Origin of the sequence: Xiashengella succiniciproducens (assembly GCF_023674465.1) — a bacterium.
Classification (GTDB): domain Bacteria; phylum Bacteroidota; class Bacteroidia; order Bacteroidales; family Marinilabiliaceae; genus Geofilum; species Geofilum succiniciproducens.
In genome coordinates this window covers 1,269,846-1,288,585 of record NZ_CP098400.1, presented here as the reverse complement: position 1 = coordinate 1,288,585, position 18,740 = coordinate 1,269,846, and the positions used below count along the sequence as shown (strand labels likewise).

Below are 18,740 nucleotides of genomic sequence, written 5' to 3'. Positions count from 1 at the left end.
AAATCTTATGCAACTATGTTAAAACACTCTCCTGTCTCAGGCAACACCTCTTTTTTCTCATAGTCAGGTTTAGCAAATGGTTTATATACCCAAACACCCTTACCATCTCCTTTTGGAATGAAGTCATCTATCTGAACTTTCGCATTTCCATTTCTAACTTCAAATTCAAATCCAAATGCCTTTTGAAGTTTTGCCATATGAACAAGGTTCAGAAGTTTGTTCCCATTAAAAAGCTGTGAGACAAAAGCAGGTCTAACTCCCAAAATATCAGCCAGATCCTTTCTGTTCATGTCCCTCTTCTCACGTTCCTCTTCTACTATTTCTAAAAAGCGGAACATCAACACCTTAGCATCAATATCAAGTTTGTCCTTTTCAGGGATACTGTTAAAGAGTGCATCAAACTTCTCCTTTAGATTATTAGGCTTATTCAATTTCGTACTCATAACCTGCCACTTTTTTAATCAATCTTCTTTCAGAAATTTCATGATTGATTCATGATTATCTTGATCGATCGCAATGTTACGTCTGCCATCTTTTGAGGAAAGAATTACTTCTGCTTTTCTTTTCATGCAAAATTAAGCTATAGGTTAACTAGATGCTAACCATTTAACATTTTTAACATTTACAAGAGTATCATACCACTATTTCAAATACGTATATTCAATTCGAGAGTAATGGAAAACTAACTAAATATGACCAATTAATCAAGTACTTATCAACCAGTTATCAGCACAAATCAAAATAGAGTGAGTATTTCGGTGTTATTTGTGCCAGGCATTTCGGCCAAAATGTGCCAGTCTGAGAGATGGTGCAATAGTACAAAAAAAAATGCTATTCGCTTGCTAAAATCCCCTTTCTTAATGAGGGTCCATTTAGGTCGATTCGATGAGAGGCGTTTACCAGTCGGTCGAGTATTGCATCTGCAATCGTTCCTTCTCCAATAATGTCGTACCAAACCGAGACTGGTATTTGTGAAGCCACAATAGTTGTTTTCTTACTGTGTCTGTCTTCTATTATATCCATAAGCGACTCACGGTCCTGCTTGTCAAAAGCTTGTAGCCCAAAATCATCTAGTATAAGGACATCCGTTTTGGCTAATTTATTAATATCATTCATATATGTTCCATCCATCCTTGATAATTTAAGGCGCTTAAATAATCTGGACGTAATTGAGTAAAGAACCTTGTATTCCATCATGCAGGCTTGATGGCCAATAGCCTGAGCAAGGAAGCTCTTTCCAACCCCTGTTAACCCGGTTATTATAACGTTCTCGTTTCTCTTAATAAAATCAAGTGTGGCCAGCCGTTGGAACATGTTTTTATCAAGCGTTCTGGTGGCACTGTAATCGATGTCTGCGAGTGTGGCTTTTTGTCTGAACCCGGCATGTTTAATAAGTCTGTTGATTTTCTTATTCTGACGCTCTTCCCATTCATGATCGGTAAGTAAGGCCAGGTATTCATCCGCAGTCAAAGTGCCTAACTGATTATTCTTGACGTGCTGTAAATGCAGGTCTGCCATAGCATTGATTCGCATATGGCGAAGTTTTTCTACTGTTTGATTGTTGTTCATGTTTATTGGTTTATTTATAGTTAGTTGCCCCTCTTAAGTTGCTATGAGTGGGTATATGGGATGCTCTTTGATTATCCGGCTCCTCAACAAAAACGTCCCGTTTATTCTTAAGGATGTTTTTAAGTCGTCCATAGGAGTGTATGCCGACATCAAGAGCCAATTTACAAGCGTTGTTGAGTCTTTCGGTACCATAGATCCGATGCAATTGGATTACGCCCATGGCTCTCTTGTAAATAACTTCGGGATAAGATTGATTATCAAACAAACTGGATACAAAATCATGGACGTTAACTCCATGCTTTAGTGCCTTGTTCTTAAAAAATTCAGGGCTCCACTCAAGATAGGCTTTGTGTGTGCTACTCAAGTGGCTTTTATCGGTGTTGTACTCGCCTGGAGAAGGGTTTCTTTGGTGGGAAGCAATACGCTGTTGATTGTAAAAGACCTCAACACTCGAGCCGGTATAGTGGATTTGAGTGCTTTTACCGATATAACGATAGGGAACGCTGTAGTAATTGTTGTCCGGAGAGAAATAAACATATCCAGTTTTTTGGACCTTAGCCCGGCGATATCCTTTTATTTCATATCGCGTTGGAGGAAGCGGCTTAAGGTGCTGCCGCTCTAATGTTTGGAAGAGCTCACGTCTACTGCAGGAGCGTCGTTGCTACAACATGTTATTATAGCCTACAAGGTGTTTTTGGATCTCTTTATTGAGGTCATCCAGAGAAAAGAAGGTCATGTTGCGTATGGGGGAATAAATTCGCCGGTAGGATAAGTTTACGGCATTTTCCACCAATGCTTTATCCTGCGGGGCATATCCACGAGCCGGATTTACTACGCTGTTGTAATGACTCGCAAAATCTAAAAATGAGCGATTGATACGAGGCTCGTATTTACTGGCTTTAGTAACTGCTGACTTTAGATTATATGATACAATGGCCTGGGGTACGCCCCCAAAGTATGACAAGGCATTGGCAGTGCACTTTATTAAGGATTCCATGGTTTGGTCGGGACAGGCCTCAACGTAAGTGTACTGACTGCAGGGCAAAATAGCCACAAACACCTCTACTGCCTGGATTTCCCCGGTATGCTTATCAACTATTTTAAGCTTCTTGCCGGCGAAGTCAATGTAGAGTTCATGACCGGGCTTATGGGGAAGTTTCATCGAGCCCTTCTCTTTAGAGTACTTCCTTCGGTAGTGCTCGACAAATTGAGTGTAACTGTATGGCTCTTTAGCTGACGACTTATATTCAGAGTAATGATGTAGTAGCGTAAATCCAGGATGATTTGGTTCTGCATGCATATTGGTGAAGAACTGCATCAGTTCATCAAAGCGAGGATTCTTTATGGTGGTGTGGCCCGGGAACAACTGGGCAAGTTCATAATCCGATAGCTTTAGGAGTTCTTCTATGCCATGCTTACTAGCCTTAAACTGACTTACATAACTGTTAATAGTGTTGCGATGAATGCCAAGAGTATCAGATATACGACGATTACTTAAGCCATCCATGTGCAACCTTAAAATTTGCTTTAGTTCCATTAGATCAAGAATGTGTGCCATATCGCTTTTTTATGGCGATATAGAAAATTAAACTTGATCTCTCAAACTGGCACAAATCAAACCGTAATCGTGAGCCTTAAGCGGCTCTCCAAAATGGCACAATTCGAACCGAAATAATTGGCACAGTTCGAACCGAAACAGAAAGGGGCATTACTGTTGCGATTTTTCCAAAATCTGGCCTTGGTTCGTGGCACATTTTGGCCGAAATTAGTGGCACATTTTGAACCGTTTTACCCAATGAACGTGATGAGATAAAGCCTTCAATCGACATTGCAACCAAAATTGCGGATGCTTTGGGCGTTTCTCTTGACTATCTTACCGGGAAAACAAACGTCGAACTGGATAATTCCATTATTAAACGAGTAGTGGAGATTCAGAGCCTTCCGGATGAAGATAAGAAGCACATATTATACGCTCTTGACGGATTGTTACAAAACGTCAGAACTAAATTGGCTTTTGGAAAATAAATAATCAGTCTCGTTTTGGTAAAACCTTTTTTACAAGTAACTCCAACAGAACAACGATAAAGCTACCGACCATTAATACAAAAACAATATTGGCCAAAATGCTATTATGTTTTACCTATATTGAGCGATTTATACAAAAAAAAATAAAAGATAGCTTGCTTATAACCTTGATAATGTGTATTTTAGAGGTATTAAAATAAAAAAACAACACTTCACCATTTAGGTGCACAAGACTATCTTTTATGAGTACGAAGATAACAAAAATCGGCATTACAACCAATAAAATTTCTGGTCGTGGAGGGCTCCCTTTATTTCTTCGCTACACTGAGCAAATTGGCTTATATGGGCTAATATCGCGTAATGTTTCTTCTCTGCTTACTGGAAACAGCAAAGGCTTGCAGCTTCAACAGTTTGTAAAACAGATTGTTGCATTTTTTATAGATGGCACAAATATGGCCATAAGCAGTTTTGATCAAAGTAAAAAGGATGAAGGATATGCATGTTTGCTTGAATGCAAGACCGACCAATTGGCCTCTTCTCACCAGGTCAAACGTTTTTTTGGGAAGCTGTCCGTTATTTCAAACTCGGTATTCAATAAGATACTTAATGAACTGTTTATCTGGAGGCTTCACATATCCAAACCCAAAGTTATAGAACTGGGCATTGACACCATGGTTTTGGATAATGACGATGCTGCGAAACGCGAAGGTTGCGAGGTCACTTACAAGCGTAAGAAAGGGTTTCAGCCACTTCATATATGCTGGGGCTCGTTTCTGATAGACGTGACCTTTAGAAAAGGAAGTGCTCATTCCAATCATGGATCAGATTACACCGACAGGGTACGCTCTATAGTAAATCTGATACGCAAGAGATACTCCAAAGAAGTCCCTATTGTGGTGTGCGCCGATAGTGGGTTTGCGGATCAGAAAGCGTACGAGATATTCGAGCAAGAGCTTAATATACATTACATTACAACAGGAAAATTGTACAATGATGTTACTGAATATGTAAAGGCTTTACCCATTGACACTTTGGGCAAAATCACTAAAAATAAAGCAGTCTGGCAATTTGCGGAATTTGCCAGCAAGTTGAAATCCTGGTCCAAGTTTCGTCGTTGCTTTTTTACCAGATTGCACCGGGATGATACCGGGCAGTACGTAATGGAATTTGGTAAGCCTGACAGCGTCATCTATACCAATATCGGGAACTGTCCTGTCGCTGACAAAAGGCTTCGGGCATCCGGTGGAGATGAGTGGTTTAAAGCTGATACCATCATACGAAAATCACACCAAAGAGGAGCCGACGAGTTGATACATCGTAGCATTAAAGAGCTTGCTACCAGAGAACAACTTCCTTTTAAATCCTTTGGAATGAACAGAGCCTATTATTTTATGCTGGTAGTTACACACTTTATTTTCGAAGCATACAAACAAGATGTTACCGCAGAGGTTATTCCGGTAACCGTATATCCTAATACATTCAGAAGAAAGCTTATTGATTTTGCTGTCAAGATAACCTCAAGGGCAAGGAGTATTGTCCTGAATGTCACCAGAGTAATTTATGAAACGATAAATATTGAAGAGTTATGGGAACGGTGTCAGTCACCGCCGAAAATTCAGTTTGCATAAGGCAGAACAACATACCTCAGGATTGTAAACCCGTAGTGGTAATGGGAGACTTATGTCCAGACCCATAGAAAATGCGATAAAGTTCGGTTTGAGTGAAAAACAGAACTGAATTTTCGTTGAAAAAGTACACGAAAGAAGCCTACCTCTGAGAAAATTTCCGTTTTTTTGAAATCAAGTGAGACGACGGGGGCAGGTGAAATTACGAATCGCTCAATTTAGGTTTTATTAATATTTCGTCTCCTCTTTTTGCTTGAACAATTATATATTCGCCATGCATTCTATAATACCATAACTTCACTTCATCTCCTGATTTAAATAAATCTGCATATTCAGGTTTTCTGTAAATAATCCTTCGCTTAAACGAATCAATCCTGAGAGCCATACAATCATAAGCCCTATCATTACCACCAATAACGGTTTGCATATACTTCTCATTTGCGACATCAATCACCTCTCCTTGTGCAATTTTAAAAAGAGGCAATATTCTAATTCCTAAAACAACATGAGCACCAATTATTAAAACTAAAATAATTCTCGCAAAGAGAAAAACATTATCCCAGAAAGCGCTTTTTACATCTATCTTATTCAACAATGTCTTCATATTCTAAAATTTCTAAAATTGAATTAATATCCATTGTTATGCTTTCAATCTCTTTCGAAGATAAATTAGACTTCACTTCAGGAGCATTCTTTATTAACTCCCATGCATTGCTCAATGAGACATAATCGGCAGCAATATCTCCTGCAGATTTCTTTTCCAAAAGTCCATGTACGGTAGGTGAAAAAAGACCCAACCCAGCACTAATATCTTCATATAATATAAGAAACTCTACACCTTTCCCATCTCCAATCTTACTAATACTTTCTTTTACGGCCTCGTTGGTTAGAAGTATTTTTATAGTCGCATCAACTTTGTTGATATATATTAGGGCTTTAATCAAAGTCCCTCGCATTCCTGAAGCTACTGCGCCAGTGGAGCCTAGTGTTGCAAATGATGACACAATTGTGATAGCATTACCTGCTAATCGAATCCCTTCCTTTTTTGATGCCTCGTTTCGCAACCAAGGTAAAACAAAGGCTGGCATTGACACGATTCGGCTTTCCAGCTCAGGCGGTAATTCATAAAATGACAAATCCTCCTCAAAATAAATAACAACAGGCTCAAAAGGATCTATCTCAACATTTTCTTTATTAAAATATCCACAAGTGTTGTGGTCAGAAATAAACACCCCCCTGGTTCCGTATCGCCATGTTGGTACTTTGCACCCTTTTTGCCACCAGTAAAATGGCGTTTCGTACACATAATTTAAATTCCCAAAACTCCGAACCTGATTATCAACATTCAACTGCCCCCATGGCGTCGCTTCAAAACAATCTAAATTATCAGAAAACCGTGCTAAATATAGCTTTAAAAGTTCATAGATAAACCTTGTGTAATTATCATTACTACTCCCAACGTTATTCATTACTCTATCAAAATACGCCAACAATCCGGTGGAATATAAATTATTGAAAAGATATTCGATTTGGTCTTCCGGGGTTGTCCGGATTATATCAATAACAATATTCTCAACGGTTTCAGGAATATTGCTGTTGTTATTGATCAGTGATAATAAACTTAATCGTTGGTCTTGTGTTAATGATTCATACAGGCATTGTGGAGATACTTTTAAAATATTTATAACTTTTTCTCTTGTATAAAACTGTTTATCAAAAAAATCAGCAATTGATTGTACAAATTGCCGCTGTTGCAATTTATACTGATGCTCAGTAGGTGTTAAATATTCCAATAAGTTTTGGGCATTGTCTTTATCTACTAAAATTATTAATCCTCCAAAATCAAGTTTTAGCACTTCACCTCTGGGCAATTTCAATAAAGAATTAAAATAACTATCTGACTCTGCTAATTGTAAATCTGCAGGATACTCTATGAGTTTACTGTCATCTAATAGTTGAATATGAATATACTTGTATGTATTGCCATCATATAAACCATCGAAATCCCTGACAGTAACAGATTCTTTTAGCCACGAAAAGAAAACGTTTTTCTCAAATTTCACTTTTCTGTTTGAAACAAAACCACACCTTAACATTTCTATGGTATTAACAACTTTTTCTATCGGTGTGTTTCCTTTAAATTCCCCCTCATCCTCATCTTGCGCCCAAGCAAACAGTATACTTTCCGGGTTATGAATCAAGTCCCATTGGTATTTCCACAGATCGGTGCCGCCGGCATAGTCCATAAGATTGGCGGTTTGTTGCACTGGGAAATAGTGCTGGGCTTTATCGCTGAAGGTGTGGCGAAGGTTGAAGGCGCCATGAGCCAACTCGTGGGCCAACAGGTCAAAGTCAGAAGCACTAAAGTTAAATATAAAGCCGAAATTACCCGCTAAGGGCATGAATCCTTTGCGACTGGTGCCCAAATCGGATAACTCTACAAAGAACAGGTACAGGCTGTTATCGTCAGATGGGCGGTTGCGTTTGTAGGTGCGAATAACTCTGTTCATATCGGTGATATATTTGCTCAGAAAGGAGATTGCCTTCCTCCCTGAAGTCAGATATCCAGCAATTTAAAATTCCGCTTCGCCTTTCTGTTCTTCTTTTATTATCTGAAAATGCCCTTCGTCATTAAGTTTATAAGTCCTAAAGGTTTCCAGCCCATCGGCGTTTTCATACCAAACAATATTTCCTTCTTTTGTGATGTTGGAGTCTATTATGGTAAAGGTCACTTTTTCATCCTGCGGACCTGCATCCCTCATGCCCCAAAATAGGCATATAACCGATAATGCCTTCCCGTCTTTTGAAAAATTCCACAAATCATAAAAGGTTGTTTCAATAGCAACTACTTTTATGATTAATGATTCATAATTATCATTTAGATTGATCCGTCCTATAGGGATAATTTTGTTGTAAAAAGTATGATTAATTTCAATCCATTTACCGTTTTTTTTCTCATCAGATGTATACTTAAAAGGCTCTTCAGGATATAGCCCATAATACTGCCTGATGGTTTTAAGAGTACCATCTTTATCAACATACTGAGGCCTTTTATCCTGGCTGCGGATTATAATATCGTTTGTGAATTTTCCATCCAGAGTATCTCTGTTTGTAAGGTTCAGAATATTGTCTAATGGTAATTCAAGTGGTTTAAAATTATTTGTAAACTCCCTGAATTTTACCTGTGAGGAACATGCATTACAGCATGCAAGCATTAAAAGTGAAAGAATTACATTTTTCATGACTATATGTTTTATTTACATGTACAATAAATTTCTACATATTTAAGGGTTACATCCTGTATATCCGACCATTTCCAAAGATTATCGCTGCCCTTAGTATCTTCAAATGTATTTGAATTGGTATCATAACCACCACTATTACAAGCCTCCCTCCAATCAAAACCATCGGTTTTCCCCTTTACTTTTCCATATGGATCATCAACAATCAGGCCTTCGTTGGTTATGCTTTGCAATCTGATAAGGTGTCCTTTGCAACCAGGCCAAACTGATAACATTATCGAACAACCTGTTTCTAATTTTGGTAATAATACTTCTTTAATTTTTTCTTTATTATCAGAAAAGGTACCTTTAAATTCTTTATATTGATAACATGCTCCTAAGTGCTCTGTTATCTTCTGTCTTGCATCCGGTGTAGTTCTATCTCCGAAATTATTGTTTTCCCGTATCTGCTCCAAATAATCTTCAAACTGCATATTGGCATCAGGGCAAGCAATACCAAGGTATTCAAGGCACATGGCTTGCGAGGTCAAATTGCACATCCTGTCTGCAAGATATTGCGTTTGGTCGTTGTTGCGTTGATTGTGATAAGGAACCTTAGTTTGCAACTCCAAAAAGAGTTCTTTCTTCTGGTCTTCATCCTTTAACATTGCAATTTGTTCCCTCACATCTCTAATTTCATCCGGGGTTAAAACTGTATTATTTGTAAATATTTGTATTATTTCATCGTACTCTTTGCCAAACAAATATTCCTTCAGCTTCCCAATTTTGGATGTTTCATCATCCACCAGTATTTTAAATAGCTCTTCACTATCTTTATAGTAAACAAATCCTCGCTGCCAATCCACAGAGCCATCTGTCACAAAAAACTGTTGGTCATAAAAGCTATATTTGGTCGGATTAAATGTATAATCTTCTGTCTTAGGCTTATAAATTAATCGTATCCGTTTATAGTCTGTATCTCCAACTTTTATGGAATTTGCTATCAATATCCGTTCCTCAATTTTCGTTTGCCCGTTTATTTTTACCTGATTGCCTTTTATACGGGCATTACGGAAAGTTTCTAAAATCTTCAGTACATCATCACAATCATCAAACCATCCTAAACAAGGTAGGCTATAAGCCCCCTCCTCCTCATCCTGCGCCCAGCTAAAGAGTATGCTTTCCGGGTTATGAATCAAATCCCATTGGTATTTCCACAGATCGGTGCCGCCGGCATAGTCCATAAGATTGGCGGTTTGTTGCACTGGGAAATAGTGCTGGGCTTTATCGCTGAAGGTGTGGCGAAGGTTGAAGGCGCCATGAGCCAACTCGTGGGCCAACAGGTCAAAGTCAGAAGCACTAAAGTTAAATATAAAGCCGAAATTACCCGCTAAGGGCATGAATCCTTTGCGACTGGTGCCCAAATCGGATAACTCTACAAAGAACAGGTACAGGCTGTTATCGTCAGATGGGCGGTTGCGTTTGTAGGTGCGAATAACTCTGTTCATATCGGAGGTGTACTTGCTCAGCATGGCGGTACCCTCTACCTTAAATTCGGCCTCGTTTATGCGGCCTACTTCTATTGGCTCGTCAAAATGTACATTCCAGTTGATTACAGCGGATCCGTATATTTCATTGAGGCGCTTTTCGATATCGGACAATTGCGTGGAAGCCGTTGGAAAGGAAGCTCCGTTAACGGGAATAAGAAAGACATCACGGGTTATGCGTTGGTAGCTTACCAGCCCCAACACTCCGGCTTCGGTGAGAATTTCTTCACTTGTACTGTCATTTATATGATTTGTAGTGGCCCTTGCTACGGTCAGACGCTCTTCCTGACCTTGAAAACCTCCGGTAAGCAGTAGTTCAAGGGAGTTGTTGCGGCCCGGGGTTGTGGGGGTTAAAAGTCCGCTTTCACGAATAAAGCGCAGACTATCTGCCTGACAATCGCCATTGGTTAACATTGCAACATAGTCGGTATTGCCTGCTTCGAGCGATTTCCAAGGAACGGTATCTCCATTGCGGTCGCGCAAAAAGTAGCTATTGGGCTTAACTACACCGTTGCCTACGGCATCGAAACCTAAGCGTTGGGTGGCGGAGGGCCTAAAGGTTACCAAACAGCCATGAATGCCTGATTGAGATGGGGTGCGCACGTTGGATGAACTGCCGGGAGGGGTGTTAGGTGCCTGGAATACTTGCCCTGAGGCTTGATCAACAACAACGATGCTCTCGGGGGTTACTATGGCGAGGGTCTGATTCTCGCCTACCAAATAACTTTGGGTCTGCCCGCTTTCGGTAACAACAGTTACATTGCCGTTGCTGACGCTAACGTCAGCAACTTCTTCATCAATTGTCACCTTCTGGTCTGCAATCTCATTAAGGGCTTCTTCAAAACTTAATTCTTGTGAACCCTCCGCTCCTTGCGAACCTCCAACACCCATATTACGACCGGGGATTTTGCCGGTTTCTTCTTCGTGAAGAAATACTACGTGCCCATCAATCATCTGCCGATCGGTGTTGATGGTAATGTCGTTAAAAGATACTTCAAACTTAAGAAATTCGAGAAAGGGGATGGAGGCCAGTCCGCGACCTGAGAAAACGCCTTGGGTGCCACTCACCTCGGTGACTTCAATATAGAAATCGGCTGCTTTAAACTCGTCGAAGCGATGTAGGGCAGGTAAGGGATCTTGATTCTCGAAGCTTATCCTCGGAGCTCCTGCTCCACAACTGTAATCTACAAAACGATCGGTTTTAAACCGAAGTAAGCGCTCATTACTACTGCTTGCGTCGCCACAAGATGCTCTGACATATAATTCGTATTGAACGCTGTGTTCTAAATTATCGATGGTGAGGCCAACGTTGCTGGTAGTTACTTCTTGCCACTCTGAATCGTTCTCTTTTCTGTAACTTACAATATACTCTCTAATACTGCTGTTGCTGTTCCACGATACGGAAACGCTGTTGTGGGATACTTTTGAAATTGCGGCTGAGGGGGCAGCACATTCATAACCGTATCTAAAGGTTGCAATGTCGGAGTTTCCATCCTTCTTAAAAAGCACATTTCCACTTAGGTCAAGGGCTGTTACGCTCATCGAGATGCCCAGAAACAGTCCGAAGGATGAAAATCGTACTCCCTCAGGGGCAAAGTTGGCGTACAGAAAGTACGACAAGGCCATACCCAGGGCAAAGGGTATTACTATACTTGCATGACTAACTATTACAGCATCGCCTGCCTTCTTTTTCAAAATCTTAAGGTCCAGCTCCATGCCTATTATAAACATAAACAGGATCAGACCTATCTGACTTATAAATTGCAGGTTGCCAAGCGACTCAACAGGAAAGAGGGCTTCACTAAAGGCCGGGAAGTAATAGCCTATAAGTGAAGGACCGAGTACGATACCGGCTATTATCTCTCCGATTACAGCAGGCTGTCCTATCCTGTTGCATAGCCACCCCAAAAGACGGGCTGTCAGGATAATTGTTACTATCTGGGCAAGCAGAAGGGCAAGGGGATGCCCAAGATTAGAAGCGATAGAATGCACAAAGTCAGCCCACGGAGTATTGCCTGAAGCGACCGATACAACTGAGCCCCCGTCCTCCAGTTTGCTGCCTGCTATAATCAGGCAATACACCAAAAAGGCAAAGCCTCCTGTAACTCCTACATAAAAGGCTGTATTCCTGTAACGCTTCTTCATACTTCTTTAAACCTGAAAGATAATCTTTTGGTTCAAACTTTTGGTCACTTCGACAAGCTCATTGACCAATAAGCATTTGAACAATATTATTTATTGACTGTTCATATCTTATCTAAATATTTTACTATGGGATCAATAGCTAAGATTTTCGGAGCAATAGCAGCAATGATAGGATTTTCATTGCCAGTCGCCTTTGGACAGAGCGACTTTTACAGTTTTAAGGTTCAAACGCTGCAAGGTGAAGAATTTGATTTTGCCCAACTAAAGGGTAAAAAGGTACTGATTGTAAACACGGCCAGCAAATGCGGGTTTACCAGCCAATATGAGCAGTTGCAGCAACTGTGGGAAACATACGGTGGTGAGAACTTTGTGATCCTGGGATTCCCGGCAAACAACTTCCTGAATCAGGAACCGGGCTCAGCAGAGGAAATCGCTGAATTCTGCAAGCTTAACTACGGGGTCTCCTTCCCTATGATGGATAAGATTTCTGTAAAGGGCAAAGATATCCATCCGGTCTATCAGTGGCTCACCGAAAAGAGCCTCAACGGGGTGAGCGACTCAAAGGTGCAATGGAACTTCCAGAAGTTTCTTATCGACGAGAATGGCTCTCTGGTGAGCGTTATATCGCCCCGTACTACTCCCGATGATCCGGAGATTATTGAGTTTATTACTAAGAAATGAAAAGGTAGCTTCAAGTATTAGAGCATTCACATTGCTGCTAATCAAGCCCTCAATCAAAGCAGGCGGCGGAGGTGCTGCTTCCACAAGGGACCTTCCCCGAAGTAATGCCGCATATACTCGCGCGACGGAAAGACCTGATGCCACAATCCTGCTACTTTGTTGCGGAGCCCCCCCGAGTGCAGCAGTTGCTTAAACACTATGCGACGGTGAAGGGCTTCTTCACCTTTTGCCGACATATAGAGCTTGATTGAAGGTTCCTGTATAAAACTGCTGCTCCACTCTTTAAGACTTTCTCTTACTCTATATCCTGTAAATTGTGCTGACCACCCCAAGGCTCTCAACACGGCCTTACGCCCGGGCTTGTGTATTGCCAGTGTGGCTCTTACTAAGGCTGCTACATCATCCGACTGCTCCAACACCCTCGCTATATCTATCAGCCAGCCAAGGCGCAGTCCGCCCATCTCATAACCATAATAAAGGTGGGTACACAGGTGATACAGCAGCCACGGATCGCTCATCACGCTAAAGGTGCCAAGTGAACCTGCCTTCTGACAAACCATGTCTTCCCACCTCGCTGTTTTGGGCAGGAGGTAACTGCCGTCTGCATATAGCCTGGAGTGCAGCTCTATCATATACCTGTAAGGGGGCAGTACCACTGGTCTTACATGAGCGTTGTGCATTTCATGCCAGGCGCTGATAGGAACATGGGTGCTGCGCGCTCCATTATGTATCAGAAGGTCACGGGCCTGCAACACTTTGTCAGCGGGAACAAGGATGTCAAGGTCACCCATGGGCCGCAGGGCTTCATGGGGATAAACAGTAAAGGCAAGGGCCATGCCCTTCAAAAGTGCAAAGGGAATGTTATTGTCGCCAAACAGCTGCTTAAGATGCTTATATAGTTGGAGTCGCTGCTGATTATCTACCAAAATTGCCAGATAGCGCTTTTTAAGACGGGCTACAAGAAAGGGAAGTTGTTCGCCCTGCCCTTGCTGCATCAGACGATGGAAACACCAGGATACCACCCCACCCTGCTCGGCAAGCAGTACGAAGGCATCAAGCTCCGCAGGATCCTGCCAATTGATGTCGTATGCCCCGGGATTGAATGCTTCCTCAGAGGCAAGGGCCTTTATCGCTTCAAAGTGTTTCTGTCTCAAATTGCAGCATTTTTCACAAAGCTACAAAAAGAAAGCGCTCCCGCAAGTGGAGCGCTGTCTATGAAGAAAACTCAAACGAACACAATGTTACTGAAGCATTGAAATCAGCACTCCGGCTGCTACTGCCGAACCGATTACACCCGAGATATTGGGCGCCATACAATACATCAAAATGTGATTGTTCTTGTCATATTTCAATGCGATTTCATTTGCAACCCTGGAAGCCATTGGGACTGCACTCAGACCGCAAGCTCCTACAAGGGGATTGATCTTTTTCTTGCTAAACATATTGTAAACCTTTGTAGCAAGGATTCCACCGGCTATGCTTATTGCAAAGGCCAGAAATCCGCCAACTACTATACCCAGGGTCTGACCTTTAAGGAATACATCATGGGTCATGGTGGCTCCTACAGACAATCCAAGAAAGATGGTGGCGGTATTCATTATCGGACCGCTTGCTGCATCTGCCAGACGGCTTGTAAGGGTTCCCAGCTCCTTGACAAGGTTACCAAAGAGTAACATACCAAGCAAAGGCACCGAAGAAGGAACAACAATGGCAGTTACTATACCCAGGGCTATCGGGAAGATAATCTTGACCAACTTCAGGTTCTTGATCTCATACTTTGAAGGATAGAGCTTGTCCTGCTCCTTCATATTTATAAGAAACTCCTTCTTGGTCATAAGGAGTTTGGAAACCAACGGAATAATCACCGGCACCAATGCCATATATGAATAAGCTGCAATAGCAATTGGCCCCAAGAGGTGCGGAGCCAGTTTGATAGTTGTGTAAATAGCTGTCGGACCGTCAGCTCCTCCGATAATTCCCAATGAACCGGCTTCCTGTGGTGTGAATCCCAGGAATATGGCCGCTAACAGGACGGCAAAGATTCCTATCTGGGCTGCTGCTCCAAAGAAAGCAAGCTTCAGATTGCGCAACATTGGACCAAAGTCGGTCAGCGCTCCTACACCCATAAAGATTATCGGTGGCAAAAACCCAGTCTTGATAAGCGAATAATACAGGAAGTTCATTATCCCATACTCATGCGCTATCTCAAAGAGATTCATATAATGGCCGTTCTCCAGCTCGATCAACTTGGGATCCACCACGCCCATTCCTCCACCGGGGAGGTTGGCAAGCACCACTCCAAAGCCTATGGGTACCAGCAACAGTGGTTCAAACTTTTTGGCAATACCCAGATAGAGCAGTACACAGCCTATTATCAGCATTATAATGATTCCCGGCTCCGAAAACAGGGAGCTGAAGGCCGTCATCTTATATAATTGTTCTAATACTTCCATGGTATCCGGATTTATGAGATCATCATCAATACGTCATCCTCGTCAACCGAAGCTCCGTTGCTGACTTTTATCTCGGTAATTACACCCGGCTTGTCGGCACTGATCCTGTTGTATGTCTTCATTGCCTCGATATAACCAAGCAAATCGCCCTTCTCAACGTGGTCGCCCACCTTAATCGCAGTCTCACTGCTGTCCTTGGTAAAGTAAAACTTGCCTTCGAGTGGGGAGACAATGGCTTCGGCATTACCCGAAGCTGCAGGAGCCGGACTGCCGGATTGGGGTTCAGCTGAAGCTGCTGAGCTGCCGTCATAGCTGATATTGACTTTGTACTTTTGTCCTTCAACTTCGATATACATCGTTGTGGGCTGGGCAACCGCACCACCGGCTGCTTCCTTGGCTGCCTCGGCCTTGGCTTCTGCAATTTCCTTTTCGAAGTCGGCCTTGGCCTGTCCAGACTTGTAACGTCGGTACTGCTCAGGGTGCATTGCCAGTTCGAAAAGTTCCTCGTCATCCTGACCATAGTCCCAGCCATTGTCGTTCATCTCCTTGCGGAAGGTATCAAGGGCATCGGGATACAGAGCCTGCGGATGGCCGTTGTAAAACTCACGACCTTCCTTCTTTGCAAGGGCAATGATCTCTTCGCCAAGTGGACCGGGCAAGCGGCCGCTCTTGCCTACTATCATATCCCAGATATTGTCGGCTATCATTGACCAACGCCCTGCACCCTTCTCCATCTGGATTACGTTCATCAACGCAACGTTCTTGACATACTGACTGAATGGTGTTACAAGTGGTGGGTAGCCAAGTTCAGGCCATACATATTCTACCTCGTTGAAGAGCTTGACAAGCAGGTCGTCCTCGGTTAGTTCGGGCTGACCGTTTTTGACCTTCCACTTGTTGAGGCTTGCAAGGTTGTTTTGCAGGTCGGCCATTAGCGATCCCATCATACCACCGGGAAGTCCTGGTCCGATAAGCAGGGAGTTCATCAGACGGTTCTTCGGACTGATAAAATAGCCCAGGAAGTCGTCCATATATGACTGGGTGAGGCTGCGAACCTTCATATAGGCATTCATATTGATATCGGGCACATCGAAGCCTGCATCTTTAAGCATAGCCTGTACTGTGAGCAGGTCGGCATGACCTGTTCCCCATGACAGGGGCTCCATACCTACGTCGATATAGTCAACTCCGGCACGGCACACTTCGAGTATTGTTGCAACCTGAAAACCTGGACCGGCATGACCGTGATATGTAAGCGGGATCTCCGGATACTTGACCCTGATCTGCTTTACGATCTCGGCAAGCCATGCAGGACGGGCAACGCCTGCCATATCCTTAAGACAGAGTTCGTCAGCTCCCGCCTGGATAAGCTGGTCGGCAAGGTCAACAAAGTATTCTACCGTGTGAACCTTTGAGTATGATATACTCATGGCAGCCTGGGCAATCATTCCGCCTTCCCTGGCATATCTAATAGAATCGATGATATTGCGCGGGTCGTTGAGTCCGCAGAATGAACGGGCTATATCTGTTCCCTGTAGTTTCTTGACCTTAAACATAAGCTTGCGCACATCGGAAGGTACCGGGGTCATCCTGATACCATTGAGGGCACGCTCAAGCATGTGGGTCTGGATACCGGCTTCCTTGAAAGGCTTGGTCCAGGCCCTAACGGCCTTGTTGGGGTTCTCACCAAACAAAAGATTGATCTGCTCGAAGCCACCGCCATTGGTCTCGACACGTGCAAAGCATCCCATCTCAACGATGTGGGGAGCTACTTCTTCAAGCTGATCCAGACGAGGCACATACTTGCCCGCCGATTGCCACATATCCCTGTACAACAGGGAGAATTTTATTTTCCTACCCATAACATCATATAATAAGTCCTGTTAATCTGCCCTGAAGGGCAAACTTCATTTGATTTTCCGCTTTTTTGCTTTGGGAATAGTCCCGCGAAGTGCTAACTCTCCTTCTCGACTTTTAATACCTTACCGCTGCCTCCTGTAACTGTAGCTACCGCTGCCGCAATAACTGCAAGATGTTTCTGGTTAACTCCCGTAGCCTGACTGGCAACTATTGCTTGTTCACCTTCAGGAAAGAAACGGTTGACAAACCTGACTATCGCATTTCCAAGTGAATAAACTAGTATCAACACCAAAAACACAGTTACCATCCCTACAAGTAACAGTAAAAGTGCAAGTTCTATATTCTCGTTCATGTAATAATTTTTTACTATCCTACGCCAAGATGCTTACAATTATACTAATTTTTCTAGCTTTTATCAAATTTTTACCAGGAATCCTGCCTAAAATCATTTGAATTAAAAAAGCGGCTGTCGTGCATTCACGACAGCCGCTGCTTTTGTGCGGAGAATCCTACACTATTTATAAACGCGATATAGTATAGTCCTTTAGTAGTGCCACTCACGGGCGGCCTCATACATGGCCAGCACGTTTTCAATTGGGGTTTCAACTTTAATCTTGTGTGAAGGACCAAGTATAAATCCTCCTCCTGGTGCCATCACATCCAGCAGTTCTTTTACACCTTCTCTTACCTTTTCAGGTGTACCATGGCGTAAAAGTAGTTCTTCGTCCAAAGCCCCGCAGAATGTAATAAAGTGACCGTAGTCCTTCTTTAATCCTTCGGGATTCATTCCTGCTGCACGGGTCTGGATGGGATCCAGTACTTCTGCTCCAACCATAACAAACTCGGGAATCAGCTTGCGCACTCCGCCGCAACTGTGCATGTAGAGACGGCAGCCATGCTTTCGGGGTACTTCATAGTACTTCTGAAACACAGGGCGAACTATCTCTTCCCAGATCTCATTGCTGACGATTAGTCCGCTTTGTGATCCGAAGTCATCGGCTATGCGGATAAAGTCAACCCTGTTGCCTGCTACCTCGAAAAACTTCTCAATAAACTCATTATAGAATCCGGCAACCTTCTCAACAAGGGTGTGGAAAAACCTGGGATGATACATCATCACATCGAGGAACTCCTCTCGTCCAATAAGGCGCTGGATGATACGGAACAGTCCGGGTGATGAGAAACCCGGTGCAGTCATAATAGCATAGTCCTTGTACTTTTTCAACTGCGCATCAAGGACTTTAAAATCAAACAGGCTAACATCCGGCCAGGGATAATCAGCCAAAATTGCAGGATCAGTCACTCCCTTCAATGGATATTCAGCTACATCCCAATAATGAAAACCTTCCTTGCCTGCCAGCCTGTACTTAACTCCCCAGATGTCTTTCTTTACAGCGTCACCGTTTTGTCCGGTGATTAGTTCCGGTCCAACATAAGCAGGCTCCACCCACCTGAAATCCACATCCAAATAATCCATCATTTCGTCCCTGCTTGAAAACCCGAGATGAGCCATCATTCTGCTGGTGAACTCAGGTACGCCCCAGTAAAAGAACGGTACACGGTCGGGCTGCTCGTGGCTTAGAGTCTTTAAAACTCTTTCCTTGTTATTCATGA

At 42.8% G+C, this 18,740-nt stretch carries 16 protein-coding genes and 1 pseudogene; 3 read left to right on the top strand and 14 right to left on the bottom strand.

Annotated features, from left to right (window positions below):
• Window positions 1-5: 5 nt before the first annotated feature.
• The 5 genes and pseudogenes from M9189_RS05385 to istA form a co-directional block, all read right to left on the bottom strand.
• The gene (locus tag M9189_RS05385; RefSeq protein ID WP_250725198.1) at window positions 6-443 is read right to left on the bottom strand and encodes a helix-turn-helix domain-containing protein; all 438 of its coding nucleotides are present in this window, start codon (window positions 441-443) and stop codon (window positions 6-8) included.
• A gap of 388 nt (window positions 444-831) precedes the next feature.
• Window positions 832-1,569: an IS21-like element helper ATPase IstB gene (gene istB, locus M9189_RS05380; RefSeq protein ID WP_250722182.1), complete on the bottom strand. Its 738-nt coding sequence runs from the start codon at window positions 1,567-1,569 to the stop codon at window positions 832-834.
• Window positions 1,570-1,579: 10 nt separating this feature from the next.
• Window positions 1,580-1,933, bottom strand: coding sequence for a hypothetical protein (locus M9189_RS05375; protein ID WP_250722184.1), 354 nt, complete (start codon window positions 1,931-1,933; stop codon window positions 1,580-1,582).
• A 30-nt stretch (window positions 1,934-1,963) separates the two neighbouring features.
• Window positions 1,964-2,155 (bottom strand): annotated as a pseudogene (locus tag M9189_RS12955) (Mu transposase domain-containing protein); the annotation flags it as partial.
• A gap of 75 nt (window positions 2,156-2,230) precedes the next feature.
• Window positions 2,231-3,127: an IS21 family transposase gene (gene istA, locus M9189_RS05370; RefSeq protein ID WP_250722186.1), complete on the bottom strand. Its 897-nt coding sequence runs from the start codon at window positions 3,125-3,127 to the stop codon at window positions 2,231-2,233.
• A gap of 251 nt (window positions 3,128-3,378) precedes the next feature.
• Here istA and M9189_RS12950 point away from each other — a divergent pair, with 251 nt between their 5' ends.
• Together M9189_RS12950 and M9189_RS05365 are read left to right on the top strand one after the other, a co-directional pair.
• Window positions 3,379-3,594, top strand: coding sequence for a hypothetical protein (locus tag M9189_RS12950; protein WP_419184193.1), 216 nt, complete (start codon window positions 3,379-3,381; stop codon window positions 3,592-3,594).
• Between the two features lie 242 nt (window positions 3,595-3,836).
• Entirely contained in the window at window positions 3,837-5,222 is a 1,386-nt protein-coding gene (locus tag M9189_RS05365; RefSeq protein ID WP_250722148.1) for an IS1380 family transposase, read from the top strand.
• 199 nt (window positions 5,223-5,421) lie between these two features.
• Here the strand turns inward: M9189_RS05365 and M9189_RS05360 are convergent, their stop codons facing one another.
• The 4 genes from M9189_RS05360 to M9189_RS05345 all read right to left on the bottom strand — a co-directional run bounded on the left by M9189_RS05360 (window position 5,422) and on the right by M9189_RS05345 (window position 12,132).
• Window positions 5,422-5,823 carry a hypothetical protein gene (locus M9189_RS05360; protein ID WP_250725196.1) on the bottom strand — a complete coding sequence of 134 codons (402 nt, stop codon included), beginning with the start codon at window positions 5,821-5,823 and terminating at the stop codon, window positions 5,422-5,424.
• The gene (locus M9189_RS05355; RefSeq protein ID WP_250725194.1) at window positions 5,804-7,729 is read right to left on the bottom strand and encodes a hypothetical protein; all 1,926 of its coding nucleotides are present in this window, start codon (window positions 7,727-7,729) and stop codon (window positions 5,804-5,806) included. Before M9189_RS05355 ends, M9189_RS05360 begins: the two co-directional genes overlap by 20 nt.
• Window positions 7,730-7,792: 63 nt before the next feature.
• Window positions 7,793-8,461, bottom strand: a complete 669-nt coding sequence (locus M9189_RS05350; protein WP_250725193.1) for a hypothetical protein — start codon at window positions 8,459-8,461, stop codon at window positions 7,793-7,795.
• Between the two features lie 11 nt (window positions 8,462-8,472).
• The gene (locus M9189_RS05345; protein WP_250725192.1) at window positions 8,473-12,132 is read right to left on the bottom strand and encodes a cation:proton antiporter domain-containing protein; all 3,660 of its coding nucleotides are present in this window, start codon (window positions 12,130-12,132) and stop codon (window positions 8,473-8,475) included.
• A 126-nt stretch (window positions 12,133-12,258) separates the two neighbouring features.
• Here M9189_RS05345 and M9189_RS05340 point away from each other — a divergent pair, with 126 nt between their 5' ends.
• On the top strand, window positions 12,259-12,813 hold the full coding sequence (locus M9189_RS05340; RefSeq protein WP_250725191.1) for a glutathione peroxidase: 555 nt from the start codon (window positions 12,259-12,261) through the stop codon (window positions 12,811-12,813).
• Window positions 12,814-12,866: 53 nt separating this feature from the next.
• On the opposite strand, the gene M9189_RS05335 is transcribed toward M9189_RS05340, so the two are convergent.
• The 5 genes from M9189_RS05335 to M9189_RS05315 form a co-directional block, all read right to left on the bottom strand.
• Window positions 12,867-13,967: a nucleotidyltransferase domain-containing protein gene (locus M9189_RS05335; RefSeq protein WP_250725190.1), complete on the bottom strand. Its 1,101-nt coding sequence runs from the start codon at window positions 13,965-13,967 to the stop codon at window positions 12,867-12,869.
• Window positions 13,968-14,054: 87 nt separating this feature from the next.
• Window positions 14,055-15,266 (bottom strand): sodium ion-translocating decarboxylase subunit beta, encoded by a 1,212-nt coding sequence (locus M9189_RS05330; protein WP_250725189.1) that lies wholly within the window; start codon window positions 15,264-15,266, stop codon window positions 14,055-14,057.
• Window positions 15,267-15,277: 11 nt separating this feature from the next.
• Window positions 15,278-17,128, bottom strand: a complete 1,851-nt coding sequence (locus tag M9189_RS05325) for a biotin/lipoyl-containing protein (RefSeq protein WP_250725188.1) — start codon at window positions 17,126-17,128, stop codon at window positions 15,278-15,280.
• Window positions 17,129-17,220: 92 nt separating this feature from the next.
• Window positions 17,221-17,478 carry an OadG family protein gene (locus tag M9189_RS05320; protein ID WP_250725187.1) on the bottom strand — a complete coding sequence of 86 codons (258 nt, stop codon included), beginning with the start codon at window positions 17,476-17,478 and terminating at the stop codon, window positions 17,221-17,223.
• 192 nt (window positions 17,479-17,670) lie between these two features.
• A complete protein-coding gene (locus M9189_RS05315) occupies window positions 17,671-18,738 on the bottom strand; it encodes a uroporphyrinogen decarboxylase family protein (RefSeq protein ID WP_250725186.1) in 1,068 nt (355 codons plus the stop codon).
• Window positions 18,739-18,740 lie beyond the last annotated feature (2 nt).